The sequence below is a fragment of the Streptomyces albipurpureus genome, from assembly GCF_023701525.1.
Lineage (GTDB): Bacteria > Actinomycetota > Actinomycetes > Streptomycetales > Streptomycetaceae > Streptomyces > Streptomyces albipurpureus.
On record NZ_JAMQAW010000002.1, the window covers coordinates 44,007 to 62,116 of the forward strand.

Annotated in this window: 17 protein-coding genes; 14 read left to right on the plus strand and 3 right to left on the minus strand. The window is 68.7% G+C overall.

Annotation, left to right across the window (positions count from 1 at the left end; genetic code table 11):
- Positions 1 to 698: 698 nt before the first annotated feature.
- The gene (locus NBG84_RS01400; RefSeq protein ID WP_250917340.1) at positions 699 to 1,946 is read left to right on the plus strand and encodes a helix-turn-helix domain-containing protein; all 1,248 of its coding nucleotides are present in this window, start codon (positions 699 to 701) and stop codon (positions 1,944 to 1,946) included.
- Positions 1,947 to 2,048: 102 nt separating this feature from the next.
- Positions 2,049 to 2,531, plus strand: a complete 483-nt coding sequence (locus tag NBG84_RS01405; protein ID WP_250917341.1) for a DUF456 domain-containing protein — start codon at positions 2,049 to 2,051, stop codon at positions 2,529 to 2,531.
- A 134-nt stretch (positions 2,532 to 2,665) separates the two neighbouring features.
- On the opposite strand, the gene rsgA is transcribed toward NBG84_RS01405, so the two are convergent.
- Entirely contained in the window at positions 2,666 to 3,787 is a 1,122-nt protein-coding gene (gene rsgA / locus NBG84_RS01410; protein WP_250917342.1) for a ribosome small subunit-dependent GTPase A, read from the minus strand.
- A gap of 566 nt (positions 3,788 to 4,353) precedes the next feature.
- Between rsgA and NBG84_RS01415 the strand changes: the two genes are divergently transcribed.
- Both NBG84_RS01415 and NBG84_RS01420 read left to right on the plus strand, forming a co-directional pair.
- Entirely contained in the window at positions 4,354 to 5,706 is a 1,353-nt protein-coding gene (locus NBG84_RS01415) for an MATE family efflux transporter (RefSeq protein ID WP_250917343.1), read from the plus strand.
- A gap of 316 nt (positions 5,707 to 6,022) precedes the next feature.
- Positions 6,023 to 6,931, plus strand: a complete 909-nt coding sequence (locus NBG84_RS01420; RefSeq protein ID WP_250917717.1) for a D-2-hydroxyacid dehydrogenase family protein — start codon at positions 6,023 to 6,025, stop codon at positions 6,929 to 6,931.
- Between the two features lie 14 nt (positions 6,932 to 6,945).
- On the opposite strand, the gene NBG84_RS01425 is transcribed toward NBG84_RS01420, so the two are convergent.
- Positions 6,946 to 7,368: a hypothetical protein gene (locus NBG84_RS01425; RefSeq protein WP_250917344.1), complete on the minus strand. Its 423-nt coding sequence runs from the start codon at positions 7,366 to 7,368 to the stop codon at positions 6,946 to 6,948.
- Between the two features lie 444 nt (positions 7,369 to 7,812).
- Here NBG84_RS01425 and NBG84_RS40970 point away from each other — a divergent pair, with 444 nt between their 5' ends.
- Complete coding sequence (locus tag NBG84_RS40970) at positions 7,813 to 8,295, plus strand: Lrp/AsnC family transcriptional regulator (RefSeq protein ID WP_250917345.1); 483 nt, start codon at positions 7,813 to 7,815, stop codon at positions 8,293 to 8,295.
- Positions 8,296 to 8,380: 85 nt separating this feature from the next.
- On the opposite strand, the gene NBG84_RS01435 is transcribed toward NBG84_RS40970, so the two are convergent.
- Positions 8,381 to 8,866 (minus strand): Lrp/AsnC family transcriptional regulator, encoded by a 486-nt coding sequence (locus tag NBG84_RS01435; protein WP_250917346.1) that lies wholly within the window; start codon positions 8,864 to 8,866, stop codon positions 8,381 to 8,383.
- Between the two features lie 273 nt (positions 8,867 to 9,139).
- Between NBG84_RS01435 and NBG84_RS01440 the strand changes: the two genes are divergently transcribed.
- The 9 genes from NBG84_RS01440 (at position 9,140) to NBG84_RS01480 (ending at position 18,037) form a co-directional block, all read left to right on the plus strand.
- A complete protein-coding gene (locus tag NBG84_RS01440; protein ID WP_250917347.1) occupies positions 9,140 to 10,066 on the plus strand; it encodes an ABC transporter permease in 927 nt (308 codons plus the stop codon).
- Complete coding sequence (locus NBG84_RS01445; protein WP_250917348.1) at positions 10,063 to 10,860, plus strand: ABC transporter permease; 798 nt, start codon at positions 10,063 to 10,065, stop codon at positions 10,858 to 10,860. Before NBG84_RS01440 ends, NBG84_RS01445 begins: the two co-directional genes overlap by 4 nt.
- 56 nt (positions 10,861 to 10,916) lie before the next feature.
- Positions 10,917 to 11,993 (plus strand): ABC transporter substrate-binding protein, encoded by a 1,077-nt coding sequence (locus NBG84_RS01450; protein WP_250917349.1) that lies wholly within the window; start codon positions 10,917 to 10,919, stop codon positions 11,991 to 11,993.
- 1 nt (position 11,994) lies between these two features.
- On the plus strand, positions 11,995 to 13,110 hold the full coding sequence (locus tag NBG84_RS01455) for an ABC transporter ATP-binding protein (protein ID WP_250917350.1): 1,116 nt from the start codon (positions 11,995 to 11,997) through the stop codon (positions 13,108 to 13,110).
- 97 nt (positions 13,111 to 13,207) lie between these two features.
- Positions 13,208 to 13,999 (plus strand): carbon-nitrogen hydrolase family protein, encoded by a 792-nt coding sequence (locus NBG84_RS01460; protein WP_250917351.1) that lies wholly within the window; start codon positions 13,208 to 13,210, stop codon positions 13,997 to 13,999.
- Positions 14,000 to 14,007: 8 nt separating this feature from the next.
- Entirely contained in the window at positions 14,008 to 14,691 is a 684-nt protein-coding gene (locus tag NBG84_RS01465; RefSeq protein WP_250917352.1) for an RraA family protein, read from the plus strand.
- Positions 14,692 to 14,743: 52 nt separating this feature from the next.
- Positions 14,744 to 15,466 (plus strand): 3-keto-5-aminohexanoate cleavage protein, encoded by a 723-nt coding sequence (locus NBG84_RS01470; protein ID WP_250917353.1) that lies wholly within the window; start codon positions 14,744 to 14,746, stop codon positions 15,464 to 15,466.
- Between the two features lie 429 nt (positions 15,467 to 15,895).
- The gene (locus NBG84_RS01475; protein ID WP_250917354.1) at positions 15,896 to 16,978 is read left to right on the plus strand and encodes a right-handed parallel beta-helix repeat-containing protein; all 1,083 of its coding nucleotides are present in this window, start codon (positions 15,896 to 15,898) and stop codon (positions 16,976 to 16,978) included.
- Positions 16,979 to 18,037: a methyltransferase gene (locus NBG84_RS01480; protein ID WP_250917355.1), complete on the plus strand. Its 1,059-nt coding sequence runs from the start codon at positions 16,979 to 16,981 to the stop codon at positions 18,035 to 18,037.
- Positions 18,038 to 18,110: the final 73 nt, after the last annotated feature.

An 18,110-nucleotide genomic window follows, 5' to 3' on the forward strand; every position in this document is an offset into this window, starting at 1 on the left:
CATCGGCTGAGCTGTCCCGCCCTTTCGCCGGTCGGCTGGCGGAGGGCGTCGGGGCGCCAAGGGGTGACTGCTCACCCTCGACCTGCCGGAACCGCGCTCCTTCACCGCCCTGCCCGCCCGTCCCCTTCTGTTTGGTTTGCTCGGTTTGCCCATCCGCGAGGTCCTGGGTGTCCGCAGGGTTCGACTCCCACCATGCCTCCGGGTCCCCAGGGACGGGAGCCGCCCTGGGGTCCGGTATGGACGGCGTCACCGCGTCCGAGGCTTCGTCGAAACGGCTGTCGAGGGTGTCGTCCGAACGCGTCGTCGGTCCCGTGTCTGGCGTGGACTCGTCGTACAGCCGGTTCCACCACTCATCTTCGGCCTGCTGGCTCATGCCCTTATTGTCCACAGTGAGGGCCGCATGAGAATGGGGCTTTCCGAAAAGCTATAAGCACCAACAGACCGATGCGGTAAGCCGATTCACCCTCTGATCCGGCCAAGACCCACTACACCTCGGTATGCCCATCCTCGATCGAATCCGGCAGATGTCGGCATATGCGCAGCACCCCATGGGGCGACTGGTGTTGGCGTGTCTCTGTAGTGGCCAAGTGAAGGATGGTGCATGGATGATGTGCCTGGCGTGAACACGCCGTGGCCGTTTTCCGCCACTGAAGCAGGGGAAGTGCAGGCCCTGGAGGTCTGGTGCTGGAAGGGGTCGGGTGCTCGGAGCTATAGGTCTCGATGAGGGACAGGAATCCGCCTACCGTGCTCTGGTCGCGCTGGGGGCGGCAGAGGTATCCGAACTGGCGCGCCGACTGGCGCTGCCGGAGACCGAAATGGAACGGGCCCTGCGTCGGTTGGAGCAACACGGTCTGGCCGCTCAGTCCTCAGCGCGCACGGGGCGATGGGTGGCCGCGCCGCCGGGGGTCGCGCTGGGCGCGCTCCTGACCGAGCAGCGCAATCAGTTGGAGCGGGCGGAGTTGGCCGCGGCGATGCTGGCGCGCCAGTTCCGTGCGGAGGCCACCACACCCGCGGTGCACGATCTTGTGGAGGTGGTGACGGGCGGAAGCGCGGTGACCCACCGTTTCGCGCAACTCAGACTGGGCGCGGTGAACGAGGTATGCGCTCTGGTCACCGATGTACATCAGATCCCCGCCGATGCGGAGCACCCGTGCGGCCCCGACCGGGATGACGGTCTGCACCGGATCGCAGGCCCGGGTGTCGATCAGACCGCCGGCCCCAAGGCGGGCCACGGCGTGCGCCATGACAAGGTCGTACCGCATGGCTCGGCCTGCGGCGAGGACACAGCCGGCCACCCGCCCTCGTCCTCATCTGCCGCCCCGTCCGCTGGGCCTGGCTGGAGCTGCGAGGCCCCGGTGGAAGGGGAGGCGGAAGCGGCTGCCGAGGACCTGGTCGACGGCGAGGAGGGCCTGGCGCCACCCTGCGGGTTCAGCCATCGGATGGTGGTGGCACGTGAGGCTCTCTCCGCTGCTGGCGGCGTGGCTAGGGTCACCTCTGCCCTCGCCCGGGGTGAACGCATCCGGGTGGCGGACGAGGTACCGACCCGACTGGTCATCGCCGACCGAGCCGTCGCCATGGTCCCCCTGACCGCGCACGGCGGCGACCCCGCGGCCCTGGTCGTCCACGGCAGCGGTCTCTTGGAGTCCCTGAGCTGCCTCTTCGAGGCGGTCTGGCGGGAGGCACTGCCCCTGCGGCTGGGTGTGGGCGCAACCGCCGGTGGTTTTGAGGAGGCTACCGCCGGTCCGGACGTCACCGATCTGGAGATCCTCTCGCTGCTGCTCGCGGGGATGACGGACGCGCGGGTGGCCAAGCAGTTGGATCTGGGGCTGCGGACGGTGCAGCGCAGGGTGAAGGGCCTGATGGAACTCACGGGAGTGGCGACCCGGCTCCAGTTGGGCTGGCACGCCTATGCCAAGGGGTGGGTGGCGCGGGATCTCGGGGAGTGACCACCGCGGCGTCCCAGCCCTCGAACCCTTCGGAGGGTCGCCTCAGGGCCCGGCGGAACGGTGCGACCTGCGGGAACGGCCCCGATACCGCACCCTTGGCAGATGGGCGTGTGGCAGTTGCTGCTGGTCGGCCTGGTGATGTCGCTGGGCCTCGTCGGGGTGATGGTTCCTGGTGTTCCGGGGAGGTGGCTCGTCTGGGCGGCGATGCTCTGGTGGTCGCTGCATGAGCAGTCGGGCTTGGCCTGGGTGCTGCTGGTTGCCTCGACGGCGGTGCTTCTGATCGATCAGGTGGTGATGTGGCTCCTACCGCCGCGCAGACTGCGGGGGGTGGGCATCACCAGACGGATGGCGGTGTTCGCCGGTGTGGGCGCGGTAGTCGGCTTCTTCCTGGTGCCGGTGGTGGGTGCGGTGCCGGGGTTCATCGGGGGAATCTACGGCTCGGAGCGACAGCGCCTCGGGGGCCACGGCCAGGCGATGGCATCCACCCGGACGGTGATGCGGGCGGCGGGGGCCAGTGTGCTGGTGGAGCTGTTCGGGTGCCTGCTGGTGGTGGGCGCCTGGCTGGGCGCGATCATCTGGGGCTGACTCCGGATGGCCGACTGCGGTGCTGCGTACCCGGGCCCGGGTCTCTGAGGCCTGCGCGGGGGAAGCGCTTCCCGGATGCGAAGGTGCGGCGGGTCGAGGCATCACGGCCCCCACCCGCCGCGCCCCATCGGGCCCTACCTCACCCGGCCGCGCTTGGCTTCCATCGCCGCCCGTCCCTCCGCGTGCTTGCGGCGCCAGTCCCTGCGGATCTCGGCACGCAGCCGAGCGTCGGTCTTGGCGACGATGTACTGGTTCTCCCGCAGTAGCTTGCGGTAGCTCTCCAGCCGGCGTTCCGGCAGCGAGCCATCCGCGACGGCCGCCCGCACGGCGCAGCCTGGCTCCGTCTCATGGGCACAGTCGTGGAAGCGGCACCTGCGGGAGAGCTCCTCGATCTCCGAGAAGACCTGTCCCACCCCGGTCTGCGCATCCCAGAGCCCCACTCCTCGCAACCCCGGAGTGTCGATGAGCACTCCACCTCCGGGCAGGGCGAGGAGGTTACGGGTGGTCGTGGTGTGCCGCCCCTTGCCGTCGACGTCACGGGCCGCCCGCACTTCCATCACCTCCTCGCCGGTAAGGGCGTTGGCGAGGGTGGACTTCCCCGCCCCGGAGACCCCGAGCAGCACGCTCGTACCGCTGGCGACAACGGCCGCGAGGACATCCATCCCGGCGCCGCTCATCGAGCTGACGGGGAGCACCTGCACGCCGGGGGCTGCGGTCTCCACATCCTGGACGAGATACGACAGGCCGGTCGCATCCGGCACCAGATCCGCCTTGGTCAGCACGATGACGGGCTGGGCACCACTCTCCCAGGCAAGGGCGAGAAAGCGCTCGATGCGCCCGAGATCCAGTTCGACGGCCAGGGAGACCGCGATGATCGCATGGTCCACATTGGCCGCGAGGATCTGCCCCTCGGACCGTTTGGACGAGGTGGAGCGGACGAACGCGGTACGGCGCGGCAGATACGAGCGGACGAAACGGGGGTCGCCATGGAGGTCGACGGCGGCCCAGTCCCCGGTGCAGATCACCCGCAGTGGGTCGTGGGGGGTGACAAAGGCCGTGTCGGCCCGGACGGTGCCCTCAGCGGTGATCACATCGCAGTGCCCGCGATCCACACGTACGACCCGGCCGGGCACCAGGCCCTGCTCGGCGTGGGGAGCGAACTCGGCCGCCCAGTGCCCATCCCAGCCGTAGGCGGCGAGGAAGGGGGGCGCGGCGGTGGCATCGGATGAGGAGCGTGGTGAAGAGGAGAGTGACAAGGGAAACCCTTCGAAGGGCGGCCCCGGCGGCGCGCTCAGCGCGCGAAGTCGTCTAGGTGCTAGCCGGAGACCGCAGGGGGGATGGAGAAGATGAACTCCTGAATGCGGGCAGCGCCCGTCACCATGACAGTCATCAATGTCCTCACCTCCTGCTTCCTGCTGCTTGACCGAGCGATTCGCCATCCCGGGACACCACACATGACTCCATCCCGGTGGAACGGGAAAACACTAACTCCCCCCGAGACCGCACACCAGCGTTTTTGTCTCGGCCGGTCAGGGCTGCTGGTCGGGCCCACCCAGTCGAGCGGTTCGACTCCCCGTATGACCTGGCGTAGAGCGGTGGTCACCGCTGTGGATTCGCCGTGGGCCATCCGCGTGCCCGCTACCTGGCGCGCGTGGCGACGGCGCACTACCGAGTGGTTGTCTCCTCCACTCCGGGCACTGACCGGGCGGGCCACGCCGGAGCGTTCACAGCCGTCGCGAGGCCTTGGCCCGAAAGTACTCGCCCAACCGTTCGATACGACTATGAAGGAATCTCCCCGTCCACCGGAGAGAAACGGCGGCCAGTGTCGAAGGAAGAAGGAACAACCAGTCGGATCAACCTCGTTGGCAGGATCGCCGGAAGCGCCCTTCCGCTGTATGTGACGATGGTTGGCGCGTCGGCGGGCGCGGTGGTCGACACGGTCATGCTGGGGCGGCACTCCACGGCTTCACTGGCGGCGTTCGCTGTGACGATCGCGGTGTACAGCCCGGCCACGGCAGCGGTCACCGGGGTGCTGCGGGGTGTGATGCCCTTTGCCGCCGAGTACCAGGACGACCCGGGACGGCTGGCTCCCCTGATTCGCCATGGCACCTGGCTCGGGCTGAGCGTCGGTGCCCTTGGCGCGTCGGCCGTGGGATGTGTGGGGGTCATGGGCGAACTCACGGGCGTCTCCCGATCCGTGCTGAGCGAGCTCGGTGTCTTTCCCCTGGTCATGGCCCTCAGTGTGATCTCCACCGCGGTCGGCGCCCCCGCCATCTCGGTCCTGGTCGCGCTCGGGCAAGGGAAAGCGGTGATGCGAGCGGGCTTGTCGGGGACCGCGTGTTCCGTTGTGTTGTCGGTGGTGCTGATCGGGGGTACGGGGCCATGGCCCGCGCTGGGGTTGACGGGAGCCGGTATCGCCCTGCTGACGTCCAGCCTGGTGACCGTGTGCCAAGTCCAACGGAGCCTGCGCAGCGCCGCGTTGCTGCCGGGTATGTCGTGGTGGCCCGGCCGGCCGGATATCGCGGGGATGGCCAGGCTGGCACGGGTGGGCGCCCCCCTCGCCGGCACCGTACTGATCAAGTTCACCGTGTTGGGAGTCCTCACCTTTGCGGCCGCGCGGCTGGGGACGGACAAAGCCGCCGCGCACGGTGTCTCCGAGACCCTGGTGAACCTGCTCTACATCGCCGCCGTAGCCGTCGGACAGGCCATGGTGCCGGTGATATCCGGGGCGGTTCACAACGCCGACATCGCTCAGGCACGCCGCGGGGTCCTGGCGGGGGTGGCAGTGGCCCTGTGCGCGGTCGGCACGCTGGGGTCCGGCCTACTACTGGCCGGTCCGTGGGTCGTAGCGCTCTTCAGTAGTGACGTGAGCCTGCGCCCGTCATTGATGGACCAGCTACTTCTGGTGTGGGTGGTCGTTCTGGCGGACGCCCTTCAGGCGGTGGTCGGATTCGGCATGCTCGGGTTGAGGAAGACCTTCCCCAGCATGGTCTCCACCCTGGTCGTCTTCGGTGCGCTCGCGGTGCTCGCGGTCCCGATCGCGGACTCGGGGGGCCTCGAAGCGCTCTGGATGGCGCTGGCAGCGGCCAATCTCCTCCAGGCGCTGGTCAAGTCCGCTCTCTTCTACCGGCACACGCGCGAACTCCCCGCCGACCGTGCGAGAGCCGGGGTCTGACGCCCCTGACGCTCCACCCTCTCCACCCTCTCCACCGAGAAGGTCCTTTACGGGAGTTCCCACCCGGTGGCACCCATCGCGGGACGGAACCAACTGAGCCTCCCGCGATTCCGCTCGGCCTCGCTGCCGGGGACGCGATGCGGCTCGCAGGTCGCAACCGACATGGTCCCGCAGGGCTCGGGCGGTTCTCGATGGAGGTGCCGGGTACTCTCGGCGCACATCGGCCACTGTCGGAGGGGCCGGATTCCGTTTGGGGGCTGCCTTGACGAAGCTGCGCTGTACGGTGCTGGACGACTATCAGGGCGTCGCCCGGTCCATGGCCGACTGGCCGAGGATCGAGTCCCAGGTGGAGACGGAGTTCCTGACCAGGCATCTCGACTCGCGGGACGAACTCGTCCAGGCCCTTGAGCACTGCGAGATCGTTGTCATCATGCGCGAGCGGACTCCGTTCCCCGCTGACCTCTTCGCCCGATTGCCGCGCCTTCGGCTGCTGATCACCTCCGGAATGCGCAACGCGGCCATCGATCTCAAGGCAGCAGCCCAACACGGTGTCACCGTGTGCGGCACGGCCAGCAACTCGGAGCCGCCGGCGGAGTTGGCCTGGGCGCTGATCCTCGGTCTGGCCCGTCAGGTGGTGCCCGAGAACAACGCACTGCGCTCGGGCGGCCCGTGGCAGCACAGTGTGGGGGCCGATCTCCATGGTCGTCGCCTCGGTCTGCTGGGGCTGGGCAAGATCGGCCGCAAGATGGCCCGCATCGGAGCGGCGTTCGGAATGGAGGTGATGGCGTGGAGCCAGAACCTCACCTCGGAGCGCGCCGCCGAGGGCGGGGCGATCCTTGCGGCCTCCAAGGAGGAGCTGCTGGAGAGCAGCGACTTCGTCTCGGTGCATCTGGTGCTGAGCGATCGAACCCGGGGGTTGCTGGGAGAGGCGGAACTGCGGCGGATGCGCAGCAGCGCCTACCTGGTCAACACCTCAAGGGCGGGGATCGTTGACCAGGCGGCGCTGTTGCGGGCGCTGGAGGAGGGATGGATCGCCGGGGCGGGAGCCGATGTGTTCGAGACGGAACCGCTGCCGCTCGACGATCCGTTGCGCTCGGCGCCGCGCTTTCTGGCGCTACCGCACCTGGGGTATGTGACCAGACGCAACTACGAGGGCTACTTCACCCAGGCGGTCGAGGACATCGAGGCGTTTGTGGCCGGCGCTCCGGTGCGGGTGGTGGGCTGAGCGTTCCCCCTCGCTCAAGCGTCGAACTGCTGGGGTGGCAGACCCACTCCGTCGAAGGTGGCGAAGACGGAGGTGTATCCGTGGTGGACTTGGGAATCGGGATAGCTGGTGGCCTCCCAGGGCGCGTCGATCACTCCGGGTCCGCACGGCAGTGCCGCCCAACCTGACGGCATGGCCGTCGGCATGATCTGGAGTGCGGAGAAGGTGACATTCACGGTGGTGCCGGCGGGAGCGGTACAGGTGTAGGTACCTCCGATGGTGAGGGTGCCGCTGAAGGGGAACCAGGCGGGACTGGCGCTCGCCCATTGCAGTTCTAAGGACTTGGTCACCTGGGCTGACTGGGGCGCAGCTGCCGCACTCGGGGCGGCGATGCCCAGTGCGGCCAGCGCCGTACAGGCGAGGACGGCGACAAGTCGGGGCCGGAAGGTCAGGTTCATGACATCTCCTCCTGGGGGCTGCGGGCGGATGAAGCCCACATTTCGGGGGCCAAGCCTGTCGGTGCGCAGACTGCGCCGACAGTCGCACAGTCCGCTGCGCGACGAAAGGGCGTCAGCGGCGACCCCCTGGCCCTGCGTACGCGCGCTCAAGGGGTGCGAGGCGCGACTCCCGAGGAAGCGGCGCTCCTCCTGGTGACCGGGGCGGGATGCCTCACCCTGGGGCGGCACGGCCGAGTGGAGGGGCGCACGCGTCTCGGCCCGGTGCGACCGATCACAGATACGCCATAAGCCGGAGCATCAGTCCGTCATCTGTACCGCCGCGACCTCGGCAACCGGTAGCGCGAGCGGATCACCATATCCCCGGGCGCGCCGCTGACCAGGGACTAAGCCAGGCGATAGGGCGCCGCCTTCGCCGCTTTTGACCAGCATGTCAAGGTTGGGGGTGTGATAGATGGCATCGACCACAAGATTATGCAGGCGCTCACCCGGGACGGGCGGACGCCCTATACCGTGCTGGCCCGTGAGGTGGGAGTCTCCGAGGCCACGGTGCGCCAGCGGGTGGCCCGGCTCCAGGAGAGCGGTGTGCTGCGCATCGTCGCCCTGTGTGACCCGCTGACCTTGGGCCATCAGTCCGTGCGGCTGATGATCCGGGTACGGGACCTCACCCCCAAGGCCGTGGCCAAGACCCTCTCCGGGATGCCGATGATCAACCATGTGGCGCTGGTCGCCGGGAGCCAGGACATCTTCTTGGAGGGAACCTGCCGGGACCAGGCCCAGCTGGTCCAGCTCCTCGACGACATCCGGATGCTGCCCGGGGTCTCCCGAGTGCAGGTTCTCCTCCTGCTGGAGCTCTTCAAGGACTACTCCTGGAGCGGTCTGGCCAGCGCGGTGGGCCAGCGCGTCACCCAGGAGAATCCGCCCGTATGACCCACCCGGGCTCAGGGCCGCGGGCGGGCCAGGGGCCTAGTCGGCGACGGCGGGCACAGAGCGGCGGGCGGAGCCCGGTGGAGGGTCAGCTCGGGATGATCCGCTCCCCCGGACGTACCGGCACCTCACGGAATCCGGCCCACAGGTACGAGTCCTTCAGTACCTCCAGCACCGTCAGTGCCTCCGCGTGCGCCACACCGTTCACCCGGCGTACCCGCTCGGTCAGCAGCTCCGCGAGGTGTTCGAGATCCCGGCAGCGCACATCCACGATCAGGTCGTAGGGCCCCACACACGAAGCCACGTACCGCACCTCCGGCATCCGCGAGAGCTCCCGGGCCGCCAGGGCGACCGGGATGTGATGCACCCGGACGGCCAGATGCACCTCCATCTCGCCCATCCTGACCGCGTCGGTCATGCCGACGACCTGAAGGATGCCCTTGCGCTGAAGACGCTGGTAGCGGGCGCGCACCGAGGCCTCGGACAGGCCGACCGTACGGCCGATCTCGGCGAACGAACGGCGTCCGTCAACGCGTAGCTGATCGATGATCTGTCGGTCCAGGTCGTCGATCACCGAGCACCTCCAAGCGGCTGCCCATCGGGGCCGATCGACGAGGGATCGGGACTCGACGGGGATAAGTGTTGACTCCATCTATCATCGCGCAGTCGCGCTCTTTCCCCTACCAGCTACGAGATGCGTGGAAATAGGCGCTGGTTTCCACGGTATTCGTCGCTTGTTCATCTATCCCCGGGACCGTCCCCTATCGGACGCTGTGTCCACCCCAAACCGCCCCGGACAAGGAGACCAGCGCATGCACACAACCCCTCCGCCCGATGGGGCCTCCCGGTGACGGTCACCACCGCGCAGCCGTCCGCTGCCCCGGCGACCGGGCCCGAACGACCCGTGCCCGGCAAACAACCGCGCGCCCGGCGGGCCGTTGTGACAACGGCGCTCCTCGCGCCGGCCGGGCTCACGGTGGTGGGTCTGGTACTCGTCCCGCTGCTGCTGGTGGTCCGGAACAGTTTTGCGTCGGCGGACTCCTACGGTGGTATCCAGGGCGGCTTCACCCTCGCGAACTACCAGGATCTGCTCGACCCGATCTACCTCAAGGTCTTCGGCTACAGCCTGGGCATGGCCGGACTCAACACCATGGTCTGTCTGGTTCTCGGCTATGTGGTCTCGTACTACCTCGCGAGCCGCCCGCCGCAGCGCCAGATGCTGCTTCTGCTGCTGATCATCCTGCCGTTCTGGACCGACTTCCTGGTCCGCACCTTTGCTTGGATCAACCTGCTCAGCCCCGGCGGCCCGGTCAACAGCCTCACCGACGCCATCGGCTTCACCGATGGTCCCAGCCAGTGGATCCCCAGCCAGGGCGCGTCCTTCATCGGCCTGGTCTATGCCTTCCTGCCCACCGCGATCTTCCCGATCTACGCCTCTCTGCGCGGAGTGGACAACTCACTCGGCGAGGCGGCGCGCGACCTCGGCTGCGGCTGGTGGCGGGTGCACTCCCGGGTGCTGCTGCCCATCGCCCGCCCCGGAATGCTCGCCGCGGCCCTCCTGACCTTCATCCCGACCCTCGGCGTCTTCGTCATCCCCGTACTGCTCGGCGGCGGACGGGACCAACTGGTCGGCAACCTCATCGTGACCCTCTACACCGAGTTCCGTAACCAGCCCATGGGCGCCGCGGCATCCGTGGTCCTGCTCCTGCTGATGGTCGCCTCCATGGCGGTGTTCGGACTGGCCGCCCGACGCCTGAGGAGGAAGACGGCATGAAGCACGCCCTCGACACCGTCACCGCTTGGCTCGCCCGCGGGGTCATCGCCTTCCTCTACATCCCGATCATCGTCGTCGTCGTGCTCTCCTTCAACGACTCCGAGATCACCTACAAGTGGGACGGCTTCTCCACCCGCTGGTACGGAAAGCTCGCCGACAACACCGAACTGCTGGCGGCCCTCCAGGTCAGCGCCGAGGTGGCCCTGATCTCGGCCACCCTCGCCACCGCCTGCGGACTGCTCGCCGCCATGGGCATGGCGCGACTGCGCGGCAAGGGCAAAGCGATCTTCTCCGGCGGGCTGTTCCTGCCGCTGATCATCCCCGAGATCGTGCTGGGCGTGGCCCTGCTCTCCGTCTTCGGGGCGATGAGCGCCGATCTGGGCATGACGACCCTGGTCCTCGGTCACCTCGTGGTCACCCTGCCCTATGCGGCCCTGATCGTCCTCGGTGCCTACAACGCACTGGACTCCTCCCTCCCGGAGGCGGCCACCGACCTTGGATGCAACGCCTGGCAGGCATTTCGCCGAGTGACGCTTCCCCTGCTGCGCCAGCCCCTCCTGGCGGCCTGGCTGCTCTGCTTCACCATCTCCTTCGGCAACATCGTGATGTCGACCTTCACCAACGGAGTCGGCAGCACCACGCTTCCGCTGCGGGTGTACTCGATGCTCAAGGGCGGTCTCACGCCCGAGATCAACGCGCTGGGCACACTGCTCGTGCTCTTCACCCTGCTGATCATCCTCGGTGTGGGGCTGCGTCAGATGCGCCGCGTACTCGTCGGCGCCGACCGCTCCTGACACCTCCCGCACCACTCCCCCGGATTTTGAGAATTCCAGTGAAAGGCACCCTCGTCATGCGTGGAAGAACTCTTCGGCGAACCGTCCTGGCCGCCTCCATCGCCACCGTCACCGCTCTGGTCGCCACCGGCTGCGGCGGCTCCGACTCGGACTCCGCCGGCGGTGGGGGCAAGGAACTCAACATCTACGCCTGGGCCGGGGAGATCCCCGAGACCGTGGTGAAGCGGTTCGAGAAGGAGACCGGCATCAAGGTCACCCTCGACACCTTCGACAGCAACGAGACGATGACCGCCAAGCTGAGCTCCGGCTCGGCGGCGTACGACCTGATCGAGCCCAGCCAGTACAGCGTGCAGCAGCTCATCGGCCAGCAGTTGATCCAGCCGCTGGACCACTCGCGGATCAAGGGCCTGGACAACCTGGCGGAGAAGTTCCGCGACCCGTCCTACGACAAGGGCAACAAGTACAGCATCCCGTGGATCTGGGGCACCACGGGCTTTGCCTACAACGACAAGTGCATCCCGTCGGCGACCAGCTGGAAGACGCTCTTCGACGAGAAGTACAAGGGCAAGGTCTACATGCTGGACAACATGCTGGCGGCCTACATCGCCGGCCTCCAGGTGACCGGCTCCCGCGCCACCAGCACCGACGAGGGCGAGATCAAGAAGGCCACCGAGGCCCTCACGGACCAGAAGAAGATCCTCGCCGGATACAACTCCACCAACTACCCGCAGCTGCTCTCCACCGGCCAGGCGTGCGCCGCCGAAGCGTGGAGCGGCACGGCGATGGCGAAGGTCGTGGCCGCCAACCCGAACGTCCACTACGTCATCCCCGAAGAGGGCGGCTCCATCTGGACCGACGGGCTCTCCATCCCCAAGGGCGCCAAGAACACGGACTCGGCGTACCAGTTCATCAACTACCTGCTCAAGCCGGAGATCGCCGCCATGGCGACCGACGACGGCGGCAGCGCCAGCGCCAACGCCAAGGCGCGCGACTTCATCAAGGACAAGAAGACGCTGGAGAACCCGGCCATCTACGCGTCCGACGAAGCGATCGCCAAGGCCGACTTCCTGCTCGACCCGGGCAAGGCCATGAAGCACTTCCAGCAGGGCTGGACCAAGGTCAAGGCGTCCTGACATGACTGCACCCACCCAGGCACCCGACGAGGCGCCCACGGCCGCGAGCGCTCCAGCGGTACGGCTCACCGGAGTCGGCAAGACCTTCGGCGACACCCCCGCCGTACAGGATGTGACCCTCGACATCCGACGCAATGAGTTCTTCTCCATCCTGGGCCCGTCGGGCTGCGGCAAGACGACCCTGATGCGGATGATCACCGGCTTCGAGGTGCCCACCGAGGGAACCGTCGAGCTCGGCGGCGTCAACGCCAACGGGGTACCGCCGCACAAGCGCGACCTCAACATGCTCTTCCAGAGCTATGCGCTCTTCCCCCACCTCAACGTCGGCGAGAACGTGGCCTTCGAACTGAAGGTCCGTCGCAGCCGCCCCAAGGCGGAGATCTCCAAGGCGGTGACCGAGGCACTCGCCCTGGTTCGCCTTGAGGGGTACGGGGAGCGCTCCATCGCCCAGCTCTCCGGTGGACAGCGACAGCGCGTCGCCATCGCCCGCGCGCTGATCGGCCGGCCCTCCCTGCTGCTGCTCGATGAGCCGCTGGGTGCGCTGGACCAGAAGCTGCGGGCCGAGATGCAGTTGGAGCTCAAGAAGATCCAGCGCGAGGTCGGGGTCACCTTTGTGACGGTCACCCACGACCAGGAGGAAGCGCTGACGATGTCCGACCGCATCGCCATCATGGACGGCGGCCGGGTGCTTCAGGTGGACAGCCCGGAGGCCATCTACGAGCGTCCCGCCACCCGGTTCGTGGCCGACTTCATCGGCACCTCCAACTTCCTGACCGGCACGCTCGGCGGCGACCGGCTGGGCGTGGAGAGCCTGGGCAACCTCGCGGTACCGCGGGGACACGGTCTGGCCGACGGCACCGGAGTGCATCTGGCCATCCGGCCGGAGAACGTCCGGCTCACCCGCGAAGAGGGCGAGGCGGCCGCCGGTCGGGTCGCACTACCCGGCACCCTCCAGCAGATCGTCTATCTCGGCAACGCCACCCGCTACCACCTCACCCTGACGGACGGCAGCGACTTCATCGCCGAGTCACGCGGCGCCGACCGCAGCGGCCTCGCCATGGGTGAGCCCGTGTGGGCGACCTGGGACCCGGCACGATCCCGACTGCTGGATCAGTGAACAGCCCCGTGGACAGCCCCATCGACCCGCCCGCGAGCAGTCGGCCAGCCGCTCCGCCGCCCCCCGTTCCCTCCCCTTCGATCCAGGAGGCACGACCGTGAAGGTCGCCGCAGCACAATTCGCCCCGACCGCAGACGCGGCGGCCAATCTCGCCGTCATCGAGGAGATGACACGGGAAGCGGCCGAGTCGGGGGCCGAACTCATCATCTTCCCCGAGGAGGCGATGGTCCCCTCCGACGCGTCCGACACCCCGCTGCGTGAGCTCGCCGAGGCCCACTGGCCCAACTTCATCGAAGGCGTCACCCGGATAGCCTCCGAGCAGAACATCGCGATCATCGCGCCCGGCTACGAGGACAGCGGTACGGCACTGCCGTACAACACCATCGCCGCCGTCGACGCGAGCGGCGAGGTACTCGGCCTCTACCGCAAGATGCATCTCTACGACGCCTTTAACTACCAGGAGTCGCGGCGCGTCCAGCGCGGTGACACCGGTCCTGTCGTGGTCCGCATCGGCGACTTCAATGTCGGCCTGGTCAACTGCTACGACGTCCGCTTCCCCGAGTTCACCCGCTCGCTGATCGAGATGGGCGCGGATCTGCTCTCCGTGTCGGCCGCCTGGGTACGCGGTCCGCTCAAGGAAGACCACTGGACGACCCTGCTGCGCACCCGGGCCATCGAGAACACCTGCTGGGTGGTGGCGTCCTCGCTGACCACGCCCGACTGCATCGGGATGAGCATGGCCATCGATCCGCTGGGTGTGGTGCGCGCGGCGCTCGGCGAGGAGGAGCGCTCGCTGCTCGTCGTCAACGCCGACAAGGACCGCATCGACCGTGCCCGTACGGTCCTGCCCGTCCTTCGCAACCGCCGCATCATCATCGGACCGAGGTGACCCGTCCCATGCCGCTCGACATTCGTGAACTCCCCTCCCCGATGGACGGGGAACTCACCGAACTCACCGACAAGCTCCGCAAGGTGGACTTCCCCACCCTCGGCCACTACCTGGAGGAGGGTTTCTGCGATCCGCTGCTCCAGCGGATGGCCGGCACCGAGAAGCTGGTCGGCCGGGCCATCACCGTCCGGATCACCGCCACCGACTCCACGATGCTGCACCATGCGGCCGGGCTGGTCGGCCCGGGTGATGTGGTCATCGTCGACTGCGGCGGCGACCGGCGCCACGCACCGCTCGGCGAGGTGGTCGTCAACGCCCTGGCCGCCCGTGGCGCGGCCGGTGCGGTGGTGGACGGCCTCTGCACCGACATCGACGCCCTGCGCGCGGTGGGGCTACCGGTGTTCGCCTACGGACGCACCCCGCTCACCACCAAGCTGCACGGCATCGCGGACGGCTCGCTCGGTGCGCCCCTGTCCATCGGCGGCGTCGCCGTGCACACCGGTGATCTGGTGCTCGGCGATGCCAATGGCCTGATCATCGCCCCGGCGTCACGGCTCGCGGCCGTCATCGACGAGGCCATCGCCGATGACGCGGAGGAGCCCGATCTGATCGCACAGCTGTGGGAGGGCGAGCCGCTGGGCTCGCTCACCGGTGCGACCGAGACCGTGCGGCGCCTCCAGACATCCGGCTGAGACCCCGCCGAAACCCCCCACCGAACCACCCCTCGCATCCGAAAGGTCCATCGTGTTCCTGAAAGCCGCCATCAACGGCGGGCGCTTGCAGTCCGAGCACCGCGCCGTCCCCCTCACCCCCGAGGAGATCGCCGCCGACACCCTCGCGGTGGTCACCGCCGGTGCGGACATCGTCCACTTCCACGTCCGTGAGGCGGACGGCGGACAGACCATCCGGCCCGACGCCCTGGCCGAGGTGCTGGCAGCGATCCGCGCGGTGGCGCCGGACGCCGTCGTCGGCACCACCACCGGACTGTGGACCTGCTCGGGGCCCGAGGAGCGCTACGAACTGGTCAAGTCGTGGACCACCCTGCCCGACTTCGCCTCGGCCGCCTTCAGCGAGGAGGGCGCCGCGGAGACCGCGTCCCTGATCGTCGAACGGGGCATGGTGCTGGAGAGCGCCGTGTGGACGCTGGACGATGTGCCCGCGCTGCTGGCCTCCCCCACCCTCCACCAGAACACCCGCATCCTGATCGAGCCGGTCGAGGAGGACCCCGAGGAGGCGGTCGCCGCGGCCCGCGCGATGGCGGCGCAGATCAAGGCGGCGGGCGTGACCTGCCCGATCCTCTACCACGGCGACGCTCAGACGGTCTGGCCGCTGGTCCGGGCGGCTGCCGAGGACGGCTGCCAGGCGCGTATCGGCTTCGAGGACGGTACGGAGCTGCCGGACGGCAGCATCGCCGCCGACAACGCCGCACTGGTGCGCGCGGTCCGCGCCGAGGCCCCGCGCGTCTGAGACGAACCCCGGTTCGGCGCCGTATCCACCCCCGCGGGCCGGTAAGGGCCCGCGGGGGTGCGGGTGTGAGCCCGCCAGCGCGGACCCGTGGAGATGCCGTGGGAAATCCCCGGGTCACCACGGTCCTCGCGACGGCCACCGCCGGGGGTACGACCCCGTTCGCGCGGGCGGAGCCGTTCCGGGTGCCGCCGCACCCGGAGCGGTCGCGTCCGCCCGCGCGAACGGACCAATCGGCTCCGCGGACCTGGGCCCGATGGGTTCGGTCCACGCTGGTGCGGGGTGACGGGGAGAACGACCGCCCGGTGTGGTGGGGTTAGCGGCGACGGCCATCAGCCGGACCCAGCGCTCCCCCGCGGTCACCGCACGGGACACATATCCATCCGCCCATCCCATGTGGCGAGCGGTCATCATCGCCCCTAGCTTCGGCTTATGACGCAACAACATAAACGACATAAACGACAGATCGCATGGGTTGCGGGGATGGCGGCCACGCTGGTCTCCGGTCTGGTCGTTGCCGCCCCCACAGCGGCCTCGGAGACCTCACACCTGGTGCGCCCCGGCGAGTCCATCCAAGCCGCCGTCGACGCGGCCTCCCCCGGTGAGACCGTGCGCCTGCTCCCCGGCACCTATCGCGAGAGCGTCCTGATCACCACCTCGGGGGTGACCCTGCGCGGCTCCGGACCCAAGACGGTGATCTCACCGCCCGCCACGGCGGACACCACCAACAGCTGTGCGCGCGACGGCCATGGCATCTGTGTGCTGGGCACCGCGGCGGACGTGCTCACCGATGTCTCCGTCCGCTCCCTGACCGTGACGGGCTTCCCGCAACACGGCCTCTGGGCCTCCCGTACCGACGGCCTCAGCGTCCGCGGGGTGAGTGCCCGGGACAACGGCGTCTGGGGGCTGGCCCAGCAGCGTTCCACCCGCGCCGCCTTCCGCGGCAACACCGCCACCGGAAACGGCGACGCCGGGCTGTTCCTCGCCAACGCCATCGACGCCGAAGGCGGGGCCACCGACACCGGCGGCACCCTGATCGCGGACAACCGGCTCTCCGACAACCGCATCGGCATCACCGTACGACGGGTCCGCAATCTCACCGTCCGGGCCAATGAGATCTCCGCCAACTGCGCCGGGCTCTTCGTCGTCGGCGACGAGTCCAAGCCCGCGGCCGGGGCCATGTCCATCACCGGCAACACGGTCGAGAAGAACAACAAGCTGTGCGCGGCGACCCCCCGGCTGCCCGCCATCCAGGGCTCCGGCATCGTTCTCACCGGCTCTGAGGCCAGTGTGATCCGCGGCAACAAGGTCATCGACAATGTGGGCACCCAGCCCATGTCCGGTGGGATCGTGCTGGTCGCGAGCATGGTCGGCGCGCTGAACACCGACAATGTCATCGAGCACAACGACCTGCGCGGCAACGCCACCGCCGACCTGGTCCACCGCGGCGGTGGCAGTGGAAACACCTTCGACGGCAATGTCTGCCAGTCCTCCGAGCCAGCAGGGATGTGCTGAATGACAACGCTAAGCACCCGCCCCACCCAACCGGCCCCCGCGGAGGCGACCCCGCCGCCGGCGATGCGACTGCGCGAACTCGTCTTCGGGGCGGCCGTCTCCGCCGCCGTACGGGCCGCGGCACGACTCAAGGTCGCCGACGCGCTCGATGACGTACCGGCCGCCGCCGAGAAGCTCGCCGCCGCCCTCGACACCGAGGTGGGCCCGCTGCGCCGGCTGCTGCGCGCCCTGTCCTGCTACGGCGTCTTCGAGGAGCGCCCCGACGGCACCTTCGGCCACACCCCGATGTCCCGGATGCTGCGCGAGGACGATCCTCAGAGCCTGCGGGCGATCGCCCTGTGGTGCACCGAGCCCTGGACCTGGGAAGCCTGGCCACGGCTCGACGACGCGGTGGCCACCGGCGGCATCATCTTCCAGGAGCTCCACGGCAAGGGCTTCTTCGAGTACCTCCACCAGGACGCCCATGAATCGGCCCAGGTGTTCAACCAGGCGATGACGACGTCCAGTCGGCAGTCAGCCGCGGATGTGGCCGAACTGCTCGACCTCACGGGTGTGGCCTCGGTCGCCGACATCGGCGGCGGTCAGGGCCATGTGCTCGCCAGTCTGCTGGAGAAGCACCCCAAGGTGCGCGGCAGTCTGCTCGATCTGCCCGATGTGGTGGCCAAGGCGGATCCCCGGCTGCGCGAGGGCGGGGCGCTGGCCGAGCGGGTCACCGTGGTGCCGGGTGACGCCCGGCGCGAGATCCCCATCGACGCCGATCTCTACATCATCAAGAACATCCTGGAGTGGGACGACGAGTCCACCCGCGACACCCTGCGGAACGTGGTGGCGGCCGCCCGTCCCGGCGCCCGCGTCGTGGTGATCGAGAATCTGGTCGACGACACCCCGTCGATGAAGTTCACCACCGCCATGGACCTGATGCTGCTGCTGAACGTGGGCGGTGCCAAGCACACCAGGCAGTCCCTGGTGGAGCGGATGACCCAGGCGGGCCTGGCTCCCCTGGTCATCCGCCCGGTGAACGCCTATCTCCATGCGTTTGAGTCCACCGTGGCGAAGTGAGCGCCCTTTCGCGGCGGCCCATCACCCGACAACGACAGCTCCCCGGCCCCTACGTCAGGGGCCGGGGAGCTGT

Bases quoted from the DNA above. Each gene is read 5' to 3' on its own strand.
- NBG84_RS01455 (WP_250917350.1), top strand. From the start codon at position 11,995: ATGACTGCACCCACCCAGGCACCCGACGAGGCGCCCACGGCCGCGAGC.
- NBG84_RS01480 (WP_250917355.1), top strand. From the start codon at position 16,979: ATGACAACGCTAAGCACCCGCCCCACCCAACCGGCCCCCGCGGAGGCG.
- NBG84_RS01420 (WP_250917717.1), top strand. From the start codon at position 6,023: ATGGCCGACTGGCCGAGGATCGAGTCCCAGGTGGAGACGGAGTTCCTG.
- NBG84_RS01405 (WP_250917341.1), top strand. From the start codon at position 2,049: ATGGGCGTGTGGCAGTTGCTGCTGGTCGGCCTGGTGATGTCGCTGGGC.
- NBG84_RS01465 (WP_250917352.1), top strand. From the start codon at position 14,008: ATGCCGCTCGACATTCGTGAACTCCCCTCCCCGATGGACGGGGAACTC.
- NBG84_RS01445 (WP_250917348.1), top strand. From the start codon at position 10,063: ATGAAGCACGCCCTCGACACCGTCACCGCTTGGCTCGCCCGCGGGGTC.
- NBG84_RS01450 (WP_250917349.1), top strand. From the start codon at position 10,917: ATGCGTGGAAGAACTCTTCGGCGAACCGTCCTGGCCGCCTCCATCGCC.
- NBG84_RS01475 (WP_250917354.1), top strand. From the start codon at position 15,896: ATGACGCAACAACATAAACGACATAAACGACAGATCGCATGGGTTGCG.
- NBG84_RS01425 (WP_250917344.1), bottom strand. From the start codon at position 7,368: ATGAACCTGACCTTCCGGCCCCGACTTGTCGCCGTCCTCGCCTGTACG.